Origin of the sequence: Streptomyces sp. NBC_00414 (assembly GCF_036038375.1) — a bacterium.
Lineage (GTDB): Bacteria > Actinomycetota > Actinomycetes > Streptomycetales > Streptomycetaceae > Streptomyces.
In genome coordinates this window covers 8268848-8286756 of sequence record NZ_CP107935.1, presented here as the reverse complement: position 1 = coordinate 8286756, position 17909 = coordinate 8268848, and the positions used below count along the sequence as shown (strand labels likewise).

The 17909-nt window shown below is 71.8% G+C and carries 14 protein-coding genes and 1 tRNA gene; 5 read left to right on the top strand and 10 right to left on the bottom strand.

Annotated features, from left to right (window positions below; all coding sequences use genetic code 11):
- Positions 1 to 136: 136 nt before the first annotated feature.
- The 4 genes from OHS59_RS36070 to pgsA all read right to left on the bottom strand — a co-directional run bounded on the left by OHS59_RS36070 (position 137) and on the right by pgsA (position 3954).
- On the bottom strand, positions 137 to 682 hold the full coding sequence (locus OHS59_RS36070; RefSeq protein ID WP_328497525.1) for a hypothetical protein: 546 nt from the start codon (positions 680 to 682) through the stop codon (positions 137 to 139).
- 313 nt (positions 683 to 995) lie between these two features.
- Positions 996 to 2168 (bottom strand): glycosyltransferase family 4 protein, encoded by a 1173-nt coding sequence (locus tag OHS59_RS36065; RefSeq protein ID WP_328497524.1) that lies wholly within the window; start codon positions 2166 to 2168, stop codon positions 996 to 998.
- Positions 2165 to 3178, bottom strand: coding sequence for a phosphatidylinositol mannoside acyltransferase (locus tag OHS59_RS36060; RefSeq protein WP_328497523.1), 1014 nt, complete (start codon positions 3176 to 3178; stop codon positions 2165 to 2167). The genes OHS59_RS36065 and OHS59_RS36060 overlap by 4 nt, the downstream gene beginning before the upstream one ends.
- Entirely contained in the window at positions 3175 to 3954 is a 780-nt protein-coding gene (gene pgsA / locus OHS59_RS36055) for a phosphatidylinositol phosphate synthase (protein ID WP_328499492.1), read from the bottom strand. Before pgsA ends, OHS59_RS36060 begins: the two co-directional genes overlap by 4 nt.
- 250 nt (positions 3955 to 4204) lie before the next feature.
- Here pgsA and OHS59_RS36050 point away from each other — a divergent pair, with 250 nt between their 5' ends.
- Together OHS59_RS36050 and OHS59_RS36045 are read left to right on the top strand one after the other, a co-directional pair.
- Positions 4205 to 6403: an elongation factor G-like protein EF-G2 gene (locus tag OHS59_RS36050; RefSeq protein ID WP_328497522.1), complete on the top strand. Its 2199-nt coding sequence runs from the start codon at positions 4205 to 4207 to the stop codon at positions 6401 to 6403.
- A gap of 167 nt (positions 6404 to 6570) precedes the next feature.
- The gene (locus tag OHS59_RS36045; RefSeq protein ID WP_328499491.1) at positions 6571 to 8232 is read left to right on the top strand and encodes a hypothetical protein; all 1662 of its coding nucleotides are present in this window, start codon (positions 6571 to 6573) and stop codon (positions 8230 to 8232) included.
- A 140-nt stretch (positions 8233 to 8372) separates the two neighbouring features.
- Here the strand turns inward: OHS59_RS36045 and OHS59_RS36040 are convergent, their stop codons facing one another.
- Positions 8373 to 8933 carry an HIT family protein gene (locus OHS59_RS36040; RefSeq protein ID WP_328497521.1) on the bottom strand — a complete coding sequence of 187 codons (561 nt, stop codon included), beginning with the start codon at positions 8931 to 8933 and terminating at the stop codon, positions 8373 to 8375.
- A 67-nt stretch (positions 8934 to 9000) separates the two neighbouring features.
- Here OHS59_RS36040 and OHS59_RS36035 point away from each other — a divergent pair, with 67 nt between their 5' ends.
- Complete coding sequence (locus OHS59_RS36035; protein ID WP_328497520.1) at positions 9001 to 9651, top strand: potassium channel family protein; 651 nt, start codon at positions 9001 to 9003, stop codon at positions 9649 to 9651.
- A 50-nt stretch (positions 9652 to 9701) separates the two neighbouring features.
- Here OHS59_RS36035 and thrS read toward each other — a convergent pair whose 3' ends face one another.
- From thrS to OHS59_RS36020, 3 genes are all read right to left on the bottom strand, one after another.
- A complete protein-coding gene (gene thrS / locus OHS59_RS36030; RefSeq protein WP_328497519.1) occupies positions 9702 to 11678 on the bottom strand; it encodes a threonine--tRNA ligase in 1977 nt (658 codons plus the stop codon).
- A gap of 170 nt (positions 11679 to 11848) precedes the next feature.
- Entirely contained in the window at positions 11849 to 13069 is a 1221-nt protein-coding gene (locus OHS59_RS36025; protein WP_328497518.1) for a hypothetical protein, read from the bottom strand.
- Complete coding sequence (locus OHS59_RS36020) at positions 13066 to 13632, bottom strand: DUF4365 domain-containing protein (RefSeq protein WP_328497517.1); 567 nt, start codon at positions 13630 to 13632, stop codon at positions 13066 to 13068. Before OHS59_RS36020 ends, OHS59_RS36025 begins: the two co-directional genes overlap by 4 nt.
- A gap of 168 nt (positions 13633 to 13800) precedes the next feature.
- Between OHS59_RS36020 and OHS59_RS36015 the strand changes: the two genes are divergently transcribed.
- Positions 13801 to 14529 carry a 3'-5' exonuclease gene (locus tag OHS59_RS36015; protein WP_328497516.1) on the top strand — a complete coding sequence of 243 codons (729 nt, stop codon included), beginning with the start codon at positions 13801 to 13803 and terminating at the stop codon, positions 14527 to 14529.
- A 62-nt stretch (positions 14530 to 14591) separates the two neighbouring features.
- Here OHS59_RS36015 and OHS59_RS36010 read toward each other — a convergent pair.
- Both OHS59_RS36010 and OHS59_RS36005 read right to left on the bottom strand, forming a co-directional pair.
- Positions 14592 to 14663 (bottom strand) — tRNA-Val (locus tag OHS59_RS36010).
- Positions 14664 to 14702: 39 nt separating this feature from the next.
- The gene (locus OHS59_RS36005; RefSeq protein WP_328497515.1) at positions 14703 to 15161 is read right to left on the bottom strand and encodes an SRPBCC family protein; all 459 of its coding nucleotides are present in this window, start codon (positions 15159 to 15161) and stop codon (positions 14703 to 14705) included.
- Positions 15162 to 15349: 188 nt separating this feature from the next.
- Here OHS59_RS36005 and OHS59_RS36000 point away from each other — a divergent pair, with 188 nt between their 5' ends.
- Complete coding sequence (locus OHS59_RS36000) at positions 15350 to 17806, top strand: SCO7613 C-terminal domain-containing membrane protein (RefSeq protein WP_328497514.1); 2457 nt, start codon at positions 15350 to 15352, stop codon at positions 17804 to 17806.
- The last annotated feature ends 103 nt before the right edge of the window (positions 17807 to 17909 follow it).

The window sequence follows — 17909 nt, the reverse complement described above, 5'->3', positions numbered from 1 at the left end:
AAACGCCCGGGGACCAGGCCACAGCAAGGGCCAATGGACAGGCGGTGGCTCATTTTCCGCGCCGCGATGCGCGTTGCCGCTGGTCAGGGGATTGTCCGGGGTTCACACACCGGCTGGGCCGCGGCGGGCTCGCGGACTATGTCCCGGGGCGGTCCGCCAGCGCCGTCGGGGGCTCGTCGTCCATCTCGAAGGCCAGCGGGAAGGGCGCGTGTCCGGCCAGCCGGAACCAGCGCACCTTGCGGTGGCGGCGCAGCGCGCGGGCCGCCCGTACGGCGTCGTTGTGGAAGCGCCTGGCCATCGGGACCCTGCGTACCGCCTGGGCGAGTTCCCTGGCCGCGTCCTCGCCGCCCGGGGCCGCCTGGACCGCCTCGACCTGCTCGGCCTCTCCGAAGACGGCCCGCAGTGCCTGGCTGAGGTCGCTCTCGGCGACCTCCCTGTTGTCCTCCTCGGCCTGCCGGGCCGCGTGCGCGGCCTCGTAGAGCACCATCGACGCGGCCGGATCGAGTACTCCGGCGGTGGCCAGTTCCTGTGCCACCGAGGCGCGCCTCAGGAGCTGTGCGTCGAGTGCGGCGCGGGCGGCGTCGATCCGCGAGTGCAGGCGGTCGAGTCGGCCCGCTGTCCAGCTCAGGTAGAGGCCGATCGCCACGAGGGCGACCACGATCCAGATCAGTGTGGAGGTCACGGGGGCACACGCTACCGGTGGGGCCTTCGCCGTCCGACGCGGCGTCGGCCCCTGGGCGGCGCCTCCGGCGCCGGGGTTGTCGGGTGCGGGTCCGATGGGGCCGAGTGCGCCGTTCCCCGCGCCCCTTGAAAGCCGGCTGCCGCGGCGGGGTTGTCGGGTGCGGGTCCGATGAGTGCTGGTCGCGCAGTTCCCCGCGCCCCTTGAAAGCCGGCTTCGCCGGGGCTTGGCTTTTCAGCCCGTCCGGCGTTTGAGGACGAGGCCGTTCAGGCCGACGGCGGGGTCCGGGGGCGCAGCCCCCAGGGGACGGCGCCTCTCAGTCTCGGGCCAGGCCGAAGCGGGCCAGCAGACCCCCCGGCTCGGTCGGATCGTCCGCCGCCGCGACGGCCGCGGCCCCGTCGGTGACCGTCTCGTACACGGACAGGATGTCCGCCCCGACCGTCGACCAGTCGAAGCGCCGCACGTGCGCGCTCCCCCGCTCGCTGAGTTCCGCGCGCCGCCCCGGATCACCGAGGAGCCGTACCGCCGCGGCGGCCAGCGCGTCCGCGTCCTCGTTGGCGAACAGCTCCCCCGCCGCGCCCTGGTCGAGGACCTGTGCGAACGCGTCGAGGTCGGAGGCGAGCACGGGCGCGCCCGCGGACATGGCCTCGACCAGGATGATCCCGAAGCTCTCGCCGCCGGTGTTGGGCGCGATGTACAGGTCGACGCTGCGCAGGAACCGTGCCTTGTCCTCGTCGCTGACCATGCCGAGGAACTCCACGCGCGGGCGCAGCTCGGCGGGAAGCTTCTCGACGGCCTCCTTCTCGTCACCGCGTCCGGCGACCAGCAGCCGGGTCCCGGGCCGTTCGGCGAGGATCTTCGGCAGCGCCTTCATGAGGACCGGCAGGCCCTTGCGGGGCTCGTCGATGCGGCCCACGAAGCCGATCGTCCCGCCCTGCCACTCGGGGTTGGGCTCGGCCTTCGCGAAGTGGTCCACGTCGACGCCGTTCGGGATGACCACGGCGTCACCGCCCAGGTGCTCGACAAGCGTGCGCCGCGCGTACTCGCTCACCGCGATCCGCGCGCTGATCTTCTCCAGGGCGGGCTGCAGGATCGGGTACGCGGCGATCATCGCCCGGGACCGCGGGTTCGAGGTGTGGAAGGTCGCGACGATCGGTCCCTGGGCCGCCCAGCAGGCCAGCAGGCCGAGGGAGGGCGAGGCCGGCTCGTGGATGTGGATCACGTCGAACGTGCCGTCGTGCAGCCAGCGGCGCACCCGCGCGGCGGACAGGAACCCGAAGTTGAGGCGCGCGACCGAGCCGTTGTACCGCACGGGCACGGCACGGCCCGCCGAGACGACGTACGGCGGGAGCGGTGTCTCGTCGTCGGCGGGGGCGAGGACGGACACGTGGTGCCCGAGCGCGATGAGGTGGTCCGCCAGGTCGCGGATGTGGAACTGGACTCCTCCGGGGACGTCCCAGGAGTACGGGCAGACGATGCCGATCCTCACGGCCGCTCCCCTGGCCGGACCGGTCCGCCGTGCGCTCCGGACGGGTGCTCCCCGCCGGGGGTCTTCGAGGCGGACTCCGCGGGGGCCGGGGACTCCCCCTCGGCCGGCCCCGGGCGGGGCTCCAGGTCGGCGAGCCACAGACGTTGCAGCATGTGCCAGTCCTCCGGATGGTCGGCGATCCCCGTGGCGAAGGCATCGGCCAGCGCCTGCGTCATCACAGACGTCTTCTCGGCCCGGGTACCTGACTCGGGCGCCTCGACAGGGGGATGGACTCGGCCACGCATCACGGGCGAGTCGTCGTACCACAGTGTCACCGGCAGCAGCAGCGCGCCGGTCTGCTGGGCGAGCAGCGCGGGCCCTGCGGGCATCCGGGTGGTGTCCCCGAAGAAGGTGACCTCGACGCCGGAGGCGGACAGGTCGCGCTCGGCGACCAGGCAGATCAGGCCGCCGTCGCGCAGCCGCCTGGCCAGCGTGCCGAACGCGGTGCCGCCGCTGTGCGGCAGCACCTCCATGCCGAGGCCCTCGCGGTACGCCACGAACCGGTCGTACAGCTTCTCCGGCTTGAGGCGCTCGGCGACCGTCGTGAACGGGATCCCCAGCTTGGTGGTGACCCAGGCGCCCGCGAGGTCCCAGTTGCCCAGGTGCGGCAGCGCGATGATGACGCCCTTGCCCGCCGCGAGCCCCTCGGTCAGATGGTGGAGGTCCTTCGGCTCGAAACCGCTCCTGATGCGCTCCTTGCTCCAGGCGGGCAGCCGGAACGACTCCATCCAGTAGCGCAGGTACGAGCGCATGCCCGCGCGGGACAGCTCCCTGAGCCGCTCCGGGCTCGCGTCGGGCAGCACGCGCGCGTAGTTCGATTCGAGGCGCAGTACGCCCTTGCCGCGGCGCTTCCACGCGATGTCGGCGATGGTCCGGCCGAGGCGCACCGCGACGGGCTCGGGGAGTCGCTTGACGGCTCCCCAGCCCGCGGCGTACGCGCCGTACGCCAGCTGGTCCCGCGGACCGCTCACGAGGTGGCCCCGCTGTTGCGCGAAGCGTTCCCCGGGGTGTTCCCGGGTGTGCTTCCCGGCGTGTTCCCGGGCGGGGCGGTGACCGCCGCGTCGGCCTCGGCGGCCTCCCGGCGCACCGTGACGACGCGCTGGATCAGCGTGACGACGCTGCCCACGGCGACGATCCACAGCGCGATCGGCAGCAGCACGTCGATGCCGGGCACGCCGAAGGTCTTGTGGAAGCCCGCCAGACCGGCCGCGACCAGGGAGATCACCAGGCGTTCGGCGCGCTCGACAAGGCCGTTGACGGCGACGGGCAGGCCGATCGACTCACCCCTGGCCTTGGTGTACGACACCACCTGACCGCTGGCCAGGCAGAAGATCGACACGGCGCACAGGACGAGGTTGTCACCGCCGCCCGCGTACCAGAGGGCGAAGCCGCCGAAGATCGCGCTGTCGGCGACCCGGTCGAGCGTCGAGTCGAGGAAGGCGCCCCAGCGGCTGGAGCGGCCGAGCTGGCGCGCCATGTTGCCGTCGACCATGTCCGAGAACACGAAGAGCGTGATGACGATCGTGCCCCAGAACAGCTCTCCCCGGGGGAAGAAGACCAGCGCTCCCGCGATCACTCCGGCCGTGCCCAGGATGGTGACCGTGTCGGGGCTCACCCCTCGGCGGATGAGAAACGCGGCGAACGGTGTGAGGACACGCGTAAAGAATGCACGCGCGTACTTGTTCAGCATGGCCTTCCCGAGGGTCGGTGTGGCCGGGCGGCCCCTGCTGGCCACCGGCTGGCCCATCGTAGTCACGCGTGCGCGTGTGCGACGGTCGGGCACCCGCGCCCCGTGTCACGTCCTGGTGACATCCCGGGCGATATCCGGGGCGATGTCCGGGGTGGCATCCGGGAGGCGGCACGATCGCGTCCGTTGTATGGACGCACCGTGACACGAGTGCGAAGCTCGATGGCACCGCGGGCGTCACCGGAGCCGCCATTCGCGGATCCGCAGGCCCGCGCCCACAGTGACCTCACCGTGCACGGGAGGCAATTCCATGGGCGACAAGGCGAACGCACACCCCGGAGCCGCCGGCAGGGCTACGGCGGCCGACCACCCCGCGTCCGTACGGAATGTGGTGCTGGTCGGCCACAGCGGCTCGGGCAAGACCACTCTGGTGGAGGCTCTCGCGCTGACGGCGGGAGCGGTGAACAGGGCGGGCCGTGTGGAGGACGGCGGCACCGTCTCCGACTACGACGAGATCGAGCACCGGCAGCAGCGTTCGGTGCAGCTCTCGCTGGTCCCGGTCGACTGGGACGGATACAAGATCAATGTGCTGGACACTCCCGGTTACGCCGATTTCGTCGGCGAGCTGAGGGCCGGTCTGCGAGCGGCGGACGCGGCCCTTTTCGTCGTCTCGGCCTCGGACGGGGTGGACGGCTCGACGCGCATGGTGTGGGAGGAGTGCGCGGCGGTCGGCATGCCCCGGGCCATCGTGGTGACGCACCTGGAATCGGCCCGGGCCGACTTCGACGACATGACCCGGATCTGCGCGGACGCCTTCGGCGCGGACGACCCCGACGCCGTACTGCCGCTCTACCTGCCGCTGCACGGCCCCCCGGGACCCGACGGGCACGTGCCGGTGACGGGACTGATCGGGCTGCTCTCGCAGCGCCTGTTCGACTACTCCTCCGGGGAGCGCAAGGAGTCCGAGCCGGGTCCCGAGCAGGTGCCGCTCATCGAGACGGCCCGCAACCGGCTGATCGAGGGAATCATCTCGGAGAGCGAGGACGAGACCCTCATGGACCGCTATCTCAGCGGTGAGGAGATCGATTTCAAGACACTCGTGCGGGATCTGGAGCGGGCCGTCGCGCGGGGTGTCTTCCATCCGGTGCTCGCCGCCGCGCCGGCCGCCGAGGGCGCCCGTCAGGGGCTGGGCACCGTGGAACTCCTCGAACTGATCACGGGCGGCTTCCCGACCCCGCTGGAGCGCGAGGCCCCGACGGTCACCACCCCGGACGGCCGGGCCCGCCGGGTCAAGGCCTGCGACCCGGACGGGCCGCTGGTCGCCGAGGTCGTGAAGACCGCCTCCGACCCGTACGTCGGCCGGGTCTCGATGGTGCGGGTGTTCTCCGGGACGCTGCGCCCCGACGAGACGGTGCACGTGTCCGGGCACGGGCTCGCCGACCGCGGCCACGAGGACCACGACGTCGACGAACGCGTCGGCGCCTTGTCGGCACCCTTCGGCAAGCAGCAGCGCGCCCTCACCCACGCGATCGCGGGCGACCTGGCCTGTGTGGCCAAGCTGAACCGCGCCGAGACCGGTGACACGCTCTCGGCCAAGGACGACCCGCTCCTCATGGAGCCGTGGGAGATGCCCGACCCCTTACTGCCGCTCGCCATCCAGGCGCACAGCAAGGCCGACGAGGACAAGCTCTCGCAGGGCCTGGGCCGGCTGGTCGCCGAGGACCCGACGATGCGCCTGGAACAGAACCAGAACACCCACCAGGTCGTCCTGTGGTGTCTGGGTGAGGCCCACGCCGACGTCGCCCTGGAACGGCTGCGCAACCGGTACGGCGTCCAGGTCGACGTCGTACCGCACAAGGTGTCCCTGCGGGAGACGTTCGCCGCCAGGTCGGCCGGGCGCGGGCGCCATGTGAAGCAGTCCGGCGGGCACGGGCAGTACGCGATCTGCGAGATCGAGGTGGAGCCGCTGCCCGGCGGCTCCGGCATCGAGTTCGTCGACAAGGTGGTGGGCGGTGCCGTGCCCCGGCAGTTCATCCCGTCCGTGGAGAAGGGGGTGCGCGCCCAGGCCGCCAGGGGCGTGACGGCGGGCTATCCGCTCATCGACGTACGGATCACGCTGACCGACGGCAAGGCGCACTCCGTGGACTCCTCCGACGCGGCGTTCCAGACGGCCGGCGCGCTCGCTCTGCGGGAGGCCGCGGCCGACGCGCGGATCCATCTCCTGGAGCCGGTCGCCGAGGTGACGGTCCTGGTGGGCGACGAGTACGTGGGGGCCGTGCTGAGCGATCTGTCGGGCCGGCGCGGTCGGGTCGTCGGCACCGAGCAGGCGGCGGGCGGCCGGACCCTCGTGCGGGCCGAAGTGCCGGAGATCGAGATCGGGCGGTACGCCGTCGATCTACGCTCGCTGTCGCACGGCACCGCGCGCTTCGACCGCACCTATGCCCGGCACGAGCCGATGCCTGCCCAGTTGACCGACAGGATTCGCGAACAGGCGCACGGCACTCCCTAGTTGATCTCCCCTTCGATCGGCGGGCGGCTGTGGCCGTCCGCCGACGAATGTCGGCCCCTGGCGATACGCTGAGAACCTGATCAAGACGATGACCTGATCAACAGGTGTGCGGAGCACGGAAGTCGGGAATGCCGCAGCAGCGGGGCAAGGCGGCGATGGGGGCGGTAATGGCGGACGAGGCATTCGATTTCAGGCCGGGGGCACAGGTTCCGCTCTCGGGTTCCGCGGGGCAGACGGCGGCGACGTTCGCGCTCGCCTCCGCGGCCTACCGGGACAGTCCCGTCGAAGCGATTCTCGACGCCAACAGCGAGTGGCACCAGTCGAAGGTCTCGCCGGGCCGCAAGTGGGCGTCGATCTTCAAGCCGAACCTGGGCGAGGCCTTCGCCCGGGCCGTGCAGGTCCGGATGCTGGGCGGCGGACGCGGCGCGCTCATCCAGTCCTTCGGCACCGAGCCGCAGGTGGTCGTCGAGCACTGCCTGGCGGCGAACCGCATCCGCAAGGAGCGGGACAGCTGGCTCACCGCCGTGATGGTGCTGACCGGCCTGATCTTCCTGCCCGGTCTGCTCATCTGGCTGCTGGTCTTCCAGATCCGCCGGTCGGTCGCCAAGTCCGAGGACAAGCGGGCCGGAGTCCTCGCCACCACCATCCTGGTCGGGGTGGGCGCCCTGGCGGTCCTCTTCCTGCTGAAGATGCCGTTCACCGGCTTCTGGGCCTGGTACGCCCGCGCGGCGATCGTCGCGCCCGTCCTCGGCTGGGTCTGGGCGAAGCAGATCTGCGAGCGCACGGCCCATGATCTGCGGGAGCGCTGGAGCAGTCTGCTGGCGGGCGGCGGCATCGGCGCCAAGATCCCCGAGGCGGTGCCCGGCAGCCCCGGCGAGACGACGGCCGAGCGGCTGCGCCAGGGCCTGGCCCGGCTGAGCGCCGAGCAGCAGTCCAACTCCGTCTTCTACGCGGGCCCCAAGGGAATACTCGGCATGGGCACCCGCTGGGGCACCTGGCAGCTCGCCGAGGACCTGGTGTCGGCGGACTCCACCAAGGAGATCCACCCGTTCCGCAGCTGGGACGTCATCAGGTCGATCCACGACCAGCTGCGCATGCTGGAGCGCGGCCCGCTCAACACCGGTGGTTTCCCGGCGCCTTCGATAAAGCACTGGGTGGTCACGCCGATCAACGAGAACGCCGGATCGGTCTCCCGGCCGGGCGGCACCGACGTGGACGCGTACCAGGTGAAGACGCACAAAATACAGGAGATCTGCAACAAGCAGCAGTTCGGCAGCGGCGACCGCCACTACCTCGGGGTTCAGTGGACGCTCTGGGACGGCCAGCTGATCATCACGATGCTGATCACCGTGACCGTGCTGCACGAGACGCTGCGCATCGAGGTCACCGGCCACGCACTGGGTCCCGTGCACTCGCTCTTCACCAGCGGTCCCGCCGCGAAGGTGAAGGTGGTCCCCAAGACCGTCAGGTTCTGGGAGACCAAGACCCAGAAGCTGCCGCTGATCGACGCCGACGAGGTCGTACGGCTCGCGGTGCGGGCGCCCTTCACCTGGTATCCGCCGATCCTCGACTGGCTCGGCGGCAAGCTGACCCTGCCGGAGCCGTTCGGCCTGCGCCACGCCTGGGCGGCCAAGCCCTGGCGGCACCGCTTCATGGCGGACGACGCCCTGCGCGCCGCGACGCCCGTGCTGCGTGTGGTGCACGCGGCGGCGATCCGGGTCCTCAACGACAACGGCGTGGACACCACCAAGTTCGGCAACCGCTCGTCCGCCCTCAGCGGTGCCGTCCAGGAGGCCTCCCCGAGGAAGGCGGACCTGTACGACGCGTAGGCGTCCACGCCGGGTGGACATCCTGGAGGCCTGGCCTCAACGGCAGGTGGACGCCCGGCGGACCTCCCAGGTGGCTGAGCCGTGCGAGAGGTCCGGCGGAGCCGCACGACGCGGTCGCGGCTCCGCGGTGCCTGTCGGGCTCAGGCCGAGGGCCAGGCCTCAGCGAGCATCTTGCGGGTGTCCGCGAGGAGTTGGGGCAGCACCCGGGTGTGCCCGACCACCGGCATGAAGTTCGTGTCGCCGCCCCAGCGGGGCACGATGTGCTGGTGCAGGTGCGCGGCGATACCGGCCCCCGCGACCGAGCCCTGGTTCATCCCGATGTTGAAGCCGTGCGCACCGGACGCGGTCCGCAGCGCGGTCATCGCCTGCTTGGTCAGCTCACCGAGCTCGGCGGTCTCCGGGACGGTCAGATCGGTGTAGTCCGCGACGTGCCGGTAGGGCACGACCATCAGATGCCCACCGTTGTACGGGTACAGGTTGAGCACCGCGTAGACCTGCTCGCCGCGCTTGATGACGAGACCGTCCTCGTCGGACTTCGCCGGAATCGAGCAGAAGGGGCAGCCGTCGTCGGCCCCGGGGCCGGTCGGCTTGTTCTCACCCTGGATGTACGCCATCCGGTGGGGCGTCCACAGGCGCTGGAACGCGTCCTGTGTGCCGACTCCGATCTGCTGCTCCGGCTCACTCGTCATGTGGTGAAGCATATGGCTTCGCCCGTTCGCGGCGTGTCGCCGGGTACCGCGCGAAAGGGCCTGCGGCCAAGCTGAGGCGATGGACGACGACACCCGCACGACACGCTGGGAGCGCCGCACCGAGATGCCGCTCGTCGTCGCCTCGGTGCTCTTCTTCACCTCGTACGCGATCCGGGTCCTGGGCCACGGGCTGCCCGGGCCGTTGCGGAGTGTCTTTCTGGCGCTGATGCTGGCGGCCTGGGCGGTCTTCGTCGTCGACTACGCCGTGCGCTGGCGGCTGAGCGGCCAGGGGCTCCGCTTCATGCGGACGCACTGGCTGGACACGGTCGTCCTGCTGCTGCCCCTGCTGCGCCCCCTGCGCGTGGTGAAGGTCTACGAGGCCGTCCAGCGCCGCCGTGGCCGGCCCCGGCTCGCCCTGCACGCGCGGGTGATCACGTACGCGGGTCTCGCCGTGTCCCTCCTCGGCTTCGCGGGCGCCCTCGCCGTGTACCAGCAGGAGCACGCGGCACCGGGCGCGACGATCCGTACCTTCGGCGACGCGGTGTGGTGGACGTGCGCGACGATGGCGACCGTGGGGTACGGGGATGTGGCTCCCGTGACGCCGGTGGGGCGCGTGATCGCGGTGGGCCTGATGGCGTGCGGGCTCGCCCTGCTCGGCGCGGTGACGGGATCGTTCTCGTCCTGGCTGCTCCAGGTCTTCTCCAGCGAGGAGAAGCCCCCGGGCAGCTGAGCTTCCCGGGGGCTTCCGGACGCGATCAAGCGCGTTCAGGCGCGTACGGATCAGACCTGTGCCCGCTCCTCGACGACCTTCGCGATCTTCGCGATGGCCTCGTCGAGCGGGATGCCGTTCTCCTGGGAGCCGTCGCGGTAACGGAACGAGACGGCGCCGGCCGCCATGTCCTCGTCGCCCGCGATGACCATGAAGGGCACCTTCTGCTTCTGCGCGTTGCGGATCTTCTTCTGCATACGGTCGGAGGACGAGTCGACCTCGACCCGCAGACCCTTCTTCTTCGCCTCGGCGGCGAACTTCTGCAGATGGTCGATGTGCGCGTCGCCGATCGGGATGCCGACCGCCTGGACGGGCGCGAGCCACGCCGGGAACGCGCCCGCGTAGTGCTCGAGGAGCACCGCGAAGAAGCGCTCGATCGACCCGAACAGCGCACGGTGGATCATGACGGGGCGCTGCTTGGAGCCGTCGGGGCTGGTGTACTCCAGGTCGAACCGCTCCGGCAGGTTGAAGTCGAGCTGCACGGTCGACATCTGCCAGGTCCGGCCGATCGCGTCCTTGGTCTGGACGGAGATCTTCGGCCCGTAGAACGCGGCGCCGCCCGGGTCCGGAACGAGCGGGAGGCCCTGCTTCTCGGCCACCTGCCGCAGCGTCTCGGTGGCCTCCTCCCACACCTCGTCCGAGCCGACGAACTTCTCCGGGTCCTTGGTGGACAGCTCCAGGTAGAAGTCGGTCAGGCCGTAGTCGCGGAGCAGCCCGAGCACGAAGGTGAGCGTCTTGTCGAGCTCCTCCGCCATCTGCTCCTTGGTGCAGTAGATGTGCGCGTCGTCCTGGGTGAAGCCGCGGGCCCGGGTCAGGCCGTGCACGACGCCCGACTTCTCGTACCGGTACACGGTCCCGAACTCGAAGAGGCGCAGCGGCAGTTCGCGGTAGGAGCGGCCTCGCGCGTCGAAGATCAGGTTGTGCATCGGGCAGTTCATGGGCTTGAGGTAGTAGTCCACGCCCTCGTCGAGCTGCATGGGCGGGTACATGCCGTCGGCGTACCAGTCCAGGTGGCCCGAGGTCTCGAAGAGCTTCCCCTTGGTGGCGTGCGGGGTGTAGACGAACTCGTACCCCTCCTCCTCGTGGCGGCGCCGCGAGTAGTCCTCCATGACGCGGCGGACGATGCCGCCCTTGGGGTGGAAGACCGCGAGGCCCGAGCCGATCTGCTCCGGGATGGAGAACAGGTCGAGTTCGCTGCCGAGCTTGCGGTGGTCGCGCTTCTCGGCCTCGGCGAGGAACTCCAGGTGCGCCTTGAGCTCTTCCTTGGTGGGCCAGGCGGTGCCGTAGATGCGCTGGAGCATCGGGTTCTTCTCGCTGCCGCGCCAGTAGGCGGCGGCGTTGCGCATCAGCTTGAACGCCGGGATGTTGCGGGTGGTGGGCAGGTGGGGACCGCGGCAGAGGTCCTTCCAGCACAGGTCGCCGGTCTTGGCGTCGAGGTTGTCGTAGATGGTGAGCTCGCCCGCGCCCACCTCGACGTCCGCGCCGTCGTCGCTCGAAGCGGAGCCCTTGAGGCCGATCAGCTCCAGCTTGTACGGCTCGTCGGCGAGCTCCTCGCGGGCGGCCTCGTCGGTGACGACGCGGCGGGAGAAGCGCTGGCCGCGCTTCTGGATCTCCTGCATCTTCTTCTCGACGGCCTTGAGGTCCTCGGGGGTGAAGGGCCTCGCCACGTCGAAGTCGTAGTAGAAGCCGTCCTTGACCGGCGGGCCGATGCCCAGCTTGGCCTCGGGGAACAGCTCCTGGACGGCCTGCGCCATCACGTGCGCGGCGGAGTGGCGCAGGATGTTCAGACCGTCGACGGAGGAGATCTCGACGCTCTCGACGGTCTCGCCGTCCTTCACCTCGTACGCGAGGTCCTTCAGCTCGCCTGCCACCCGCGCGGCGACGATGGTGCGCTCACCGGCGAAGAGCTCGGCCGCCGTAGTCCCCGTCGTCACCACGCGCTCTTCCCGCTCGGAATCGCGTTGGATGATCACACGGACGTCTGACACCGGACTCTCCTACCTGAAGGGAACGCACTTTCTCTTACGTGCGTAATGGAGAGGATCGTACCGAGCCGGGGGTGCCCTCCGCGAAACGGTTAACCACCACGACCCGGCGGCCCCCGTCGCACACCGCCGTGGAGCACGTCGGTCCCCGCCGCACACCGCCGTGAAGCACGTCAGTCCCCGCTGCACGCCTCCTCGAAGAAGTCGAGGTTCTCCTGCAGCGACTTCATCAGCCGGTCGCGCTCCGCCTCGTCCACCTGCACGGGTGCCACCCCGGACGCCCCGGTCAGCCGCCGGAATCCGCCGCGGCTCTCCAGCCGCCCGTGCACCCGCACCGGCAGTCCGACGAGATGGGCGTGCCCCGCGATCCGGTACGACTCCTCGTCGAGGGTCATCCGCACGTGCGGCACCTCGGCGCCCGCGATGACCTTCAGCCGTACGGTTCCGCCGCCGCGCGGCCCCGACCTGCGCATCCGCACCACCGCGCCGGTGATGCGCACGGGCACGGAGGGTTCCTCGCGCAGATAGCGGGCCCCCGCCTCACGGAGTGCGGGCAGGTCCCCCGGCGAGAACTCGACGGGTTCCGCGGACGCCGAGCACCCCTCGGGGACCCCGGCGGCGGGCGCCCATTCGACGGCGACCCTGGCACCTTCCGTGCCCCGCACCAGGGCCACGAGCGCCTCCGTGAGCTCATGGCTCACGCCCGCCTCCACGGCCCCGTCGAAGGCGTCCATGCCACCGGTCGCACGCCGGTAGTCGATCGCCTCACGGGCCGCGTACAGCGCCTGGTGGAGGCGGACGGCGAGGGGGCGGCCGGTGGCGACCGGCACGAACGCGGTGAGCCTGCGGCCGCCGGGGGCGGCTCCGACGAGCACGCTCTCCAGGGAGGTGGCGGCGGGCCTGCGGTGGCGGGCGCCGTGGTAGCCGGCCCGCCCGCGCTCGGCGAGGGCGCCCGCGAGGAGTATCTGCCGCGCCGCCGTGCGCATCTGCTCCTCGACGGTCCACGGCGAGACGCCGACCGGGCCCGTCGGCACATCGCGCCACCAGCGGATCTCGTCGCTGGGCACGGCGAGACCGACCAGGACGTCACGGGCGGCGGGCGAGCCGCTGCGGGACAGCGCGACGAGGGCCTCACCGAGGAGGTCCTCGCTGTCGGGGAACGCCCGGTTCTCCGGCACGAGCAGGCTGGTGCCGGAGCCGGGCCCGGGCGGGGTCCAGCGGCCGTACCGGCCCGGCGCTCCTCCGCGGCGCTGCCAGCCGTGCCGGTGCAGCAGCGCGCCGAGGACGGCGGGGTCGACCTGGTCGGGCCGCGGCGGCTGGTCCCACTGGCCCGGCGGCTCGACGGGGTGGGGCCTGACCGGGCGTAGGGGCTCGTCGAAGGGGCGGTGCGTCACGGTATGCCTCCCGTACCGACCCGCGTCATGATCTCGCAGAGCGCCCGGTCGTCGAAGACGCGGGAGGTCGGTATCCGCACGGTGGTCCTGCGCCGGCCGGTGATCCGCTGGCCGGCGAGGTTGATCCAGTAGCAGCAGTGCCGCAGGTCGAGGCGGTCGTGGCCGGCGCGCAGCCAGTCGTCCTGTGACCTGGGCACGAGCATCACGACCAGTATTTTGTGCACCGAGACCGGGGTCCGGGCCAGCTTCTCCAGGTGGGCGTTGTCGAGCGTGAAGGAGAAGGCGGCGCCCGGCGGGTTCGGCGGGATCTGGTACGTGCACTTGAGCTGCACCTTGATGGTGACTTCGTCGTCGACCGTGTGCCCGGGGGCGCTGTGGCTGACGTGCCAGTCGATGCCGTTGTCCGGAAAGGGCTGGGACAGGGAGCAGCCCGAGGCGGCGGCGACCGCGTGCAGATAGCCGACCTGCAATGTCTCCATGCAGGCCGTGGTGGCCAGTGAGCCTCGATGCGGTGCCGTGCGACTGGGCAGCAGCCCGCCCTGCTCGGGCTGCGCGAGCGACATGTGCAACAGCCTTCCGAATTCGGTGAATCCCCGCGACGGGTCGCTGAACTGCAAAGACCCGTACCTCTGTTGTCTCCTTCCGGCGTACGGCGCAAACAGCCCGGGTATCACAAAAAGGGCAGGGGACGGCGCGTCAACTGCCGAAGGTGATCGAGGAGTTGTTTGCGTATGACGTGCTGGTACGAAGGCCCCCTGGCCGCTTTCGACACCGAGACGACGGGTGTCGACGTGGAGACCGACCGGATCGTGTCGGCCGCAGTCGTCGTCCAGGACTCCCCCGGCAGCCGCCCGCGTGTACGGCGCTGGCTGGTGAATCCGGGGGTGCCGGTGCCCGAGGGCGCCACGGCGGTGCACGGCCTGACGGACGAACACCTGCGGCGGAGCGGCCGCTGGCCGGCGCCCGTGATGAACGAGATAGTCAGGGAACTGTCCGAACAGAGCGCGGCCGGACGCCCGCTCGTGGTGATGAACGCGCCCTTCGATCTGACGCTCCTGGACCGGGAGTTGCGCAGGCACCGGGCGTCCTCGCTGGACCACTGGTTCGACGGCGTGCCGCTGCGCGTCCTCGATCCGCGGGTCCTCGACAAGTACCTGGACCGCTACCGCAAGGGCCGCCGCACGCTCACGGACCTGTGCGCGCACTACGAGGTGGAGCTGCAGGGTGCCCATGACGCGGCGGCCGACGCACTGGCCTCGCTGGAGGTCGTACGGGCGATCGGGCGGCGTTTCGCAACCCGCATGGAGCGGCTCTCGCCGGCCGAACTGCACACGTTGCAGGGCGGCTGGCATGCCGCGCAGGCCCGTGGCCTGCAGGCGTGGTTCGCCCGCAGCGGCTCGGACGAACTGGTCGACCAGTCCTGGCCCCTGCGCCCCGAGATCCCGGCGGAGGCCGCCTGAGCCACGCCACTCGCGGGGCATGCAAAAAGCCGGTCCGTCTGTGACGGACCGGCCTTTCCCGGTGGGCGATACTGGGTTCGAACCAGTGACCTCTTCGGTGTGAACGAAGCGCTCTCCCACTGAGCTAATCGCCCGGGAACGCACCGAACAATACAGGTCTCCGTGCGTTTCCTTCAAACCGCTTCGCGGTTCCCGCGAAGGTGGGCGGCGAGCCCGCGCCGCCCGGCCCGCATCATCAGCGCGTGGTTGGCGCGGAAGACGGGCCGCCCCGGCACCGCGAACCGCCGCAGCAGCGGCTTGGTCACACGCACCTCCTGGTCGTAGCGGGCACGCGTGTCCGGTCCGTCGGCGACGAGGGTCCACCGTGCCCAGCCGTCCACGTCACCCGTCATCGTGATCTCCAGGATTCCGGCCGCCATGTCGCGGCGCGTCTCCCGGGCGGTGAACACCAGGTCGTACGGCAGCACCGAGCGGACGCGGATGACACCGCTGACCCCGTCGACGGGCGTCACCTCGCGCACCTGTGGCCACCAGCGCGGATAGCGCTCGGCGTCGGCCAGCGCGCCGTAGACGTCGCCGAGCGGGGCGGCGAGACTCCAGAGGCTGCGGAAGCGGTAGTGCGTCCAGTCCATACGCCTCATGATCCGGGTCCGTCCGTCCGTGACAAGAGCCCACCGCAGACGGTCCACCGCAACCGTTCGCGGCAGCCGTCCGTGGCACCCGCCCGCGACGGGCACACGGCGGGCCCATGGCGGATCTGAGTACGTCCTGAGTATGTGTGCTCATGCCGTGAGACGTGACCCGGACCACACTCCCGGACATGACGAACATTCCGCCGCCGGCCGAGGAGTTGCGGATCCTCGACCACGAGCTGTGGCAACTGGACGCCCGAAGGGCCCAGTTGCTGGCCCGCCGGGCCTGGCTGCTCGACGCGCTCCGGTCGGCCGGGCTCCAGGCGGCCCCGGCCCCTGTCCCGACCACCTGGCCCTCCCGCAGCCACCACCCCCGACGCCCGGAGGCCACGGCCCCCGGTGTGCAGAACGTGCTGCTCGTCCTCGGCGGTGTCCTGCTGACCGTCGCGGCGATCGCGTTCACCCTGGTGAGCTGGGGCGACATGGGCATCGCCGGACGGGCGGCGGTCCTCGGCGCGGTCACCGCGGCCACGCTCGCCGCGCCGGTGCCGCTGCTGAAGCGCGGGCTCCGCTCGACGGCGGAGGCGGTGGCGGGCCTGGGCCTCGCCCTGACGGTGCTCGACGCGTACGCCCTGCACGAGGTCGCCCTCTCCGCAGTGGACGGCGCCGGCTACGCGGCAGCGTCCGCGGCGCTCCTGGCCGCGCTGTGGACGGCGTACGGCCGTGTTCTCGGTGACCTGCGCCTGCCGCTCCCGGCAGCCGTGGCGGCGGCCCAACTCCCGCTCCCGCTCTGGGCGGTCGCGGCCGGCGCTGGCGACCACACGATCACGGCGGCGCTGCTGGTGACGGCCGCGCTCGACGCGGCCGTCACCCTCGCGACGGCGCTGCGCTCCGTACGTGTCGTCGCCGCCGCCGGCGCGTACGGGACGGGCGCCCTGGGCGTCCTGGCAGCCGGCGTCCTCCTGTGGGACGCCCCCGATCCGAGCGCCGCTGCCCGTGCGGCGGCGCTCCTCGCCCTCGCCGCGGCGATCGCGCTGGGGACGGCGTGGCGTGCCCCCGAGGCGCGGGCCGCTCTCGGTCTGGCGTCGGCCGGCGGTCTGCTCGCCGTCGCCGCGGCGGGTGGCGTGCTGCGGTCGGCACTGCCCGGTGTGTGGACGGTCCCGGCCTGTCTGGCCTGCGCCATCGCCCTGCTGGCGGTACGCGGCACCTGGCTGCCCCCGACCGTGCGCCGTGGCCTGTGGTGGTCCTCCGCGACGGTGCAGGCCCTCGCCGTGGCGTGGACCCTGCCCGTCGTGACCCTGGTGCTGCTCGGCCCGGCCGGCTGGGCGTCACGCGTGTGGTCCGGTGCGCCGTCCGACGCCCGTGACGCGGTGACGGTCTCCGCGCCCTGGCCGTCCGGCACGGAGAGCGCACCCCTGGTGCTGGCGGCGGTGGCGGCGGTGCTGGCCCTGACGTTCCGGGGCGGCCCGCTCCGCTCCCTCGCCCTGAGCGGGTCCCTGATCCTGGCCTGGGCCACGGCCCTCGTCCTGCCCGCCGTCGCCGAACTCCCCTACCCGGCAGCATTGCCGGCGCAGGGGGCGATCACGGCGGCGGCGCTCACGGCGGCACTCGTGGCAGCGGCCCACACGCCTCCGACCGCGGACAGCCCTTCGGCCGTCGGCCGGTTCTCACTCCTGACACAGGCTGCGGTGGTGCCCACGGCACTCTGCCTGACGCTCCTCGGCTCACTCCACCTCGTGGCCCTCTCCCTGGCCTCCGAGGCCGCCACGCTCGCCGTCCTCGCGAGCCTGACCGCGGTGTTCGCGGCGGTCGCCGCCCGGCGGACACCGGCCACGATCCGGGCCGTCTCGGCTGCCGCCTCCCTCGCGTACGCCACGGGGCTCGCCTGTGCCGTCGGCGCGTCCCTCGACTGGCAGCCGCAGCACATCGCACTGCTCGTCCTGGTGGTGCCGGCCGCTGCCGCGCTGCTGGCGCCCCGGCTCGGCGACCCCACGACGACGGTGTCCGTCGAGATCACCGGGGCCGTCGCGGCCCTGCCGGCCATCGGTCTCGCGACCGCAGAACTGCCCGTTCTCGCCCTGGTCCTGGCCCTGTGCGCGGTGATCGCCGCGGGCACGGCCGTACGCGAGGACCGCAGGCGGGTCGGTCATGCGGCGGCCGTGCTGTTCGTGCTGGCCGCCTGGGTCCGGCTGATCGCCTGGGAGGTCGGCTCCCCCGAGGCGTACACGCTGCCGGTGACGGTGCCCGCGCTGATCCTCGGGTACGTCCGCAGGAGCCGTGACGCGGAGGCCTCGTCCTGGACGGCGTACGGGCCCGGCCTCTCGGTGACGCTGGTGCCGAGCCTCCTGGCGGTGTGGGGCGACACGAACTGGCTGCGCCCTCTGCTGCTGGGCTCCGCGGCGCTCGCCGTCACCCTCGTCGGCGTCCGTCACCGCCTCCGGGCACCGCTGGTCCTCGGCGGCGGCACGCTCGTCCTGGTCGCACTGCACGAACTCGCCCCGTACATCGCCCAGGCCATGGGCGCGATCCCCCGCTGGGTACCCCCCGCCCTGGCCGGCCTCCTGCTCCTCTCCCTGGGCGCCACCTACGAACAACGCCTACGAGACGCCCGCCGGGCCAGGGACGCCCTGAGCAGAATGCGCTGACACCGCCACCCCGGCCGGGGAGTCGCCCCGCAGGGGCGCTCCCGAGGGGCGCGGGGAACGGCGCGCCCAGCCACAACGGACCCGCACGTCACAACCCACCCCG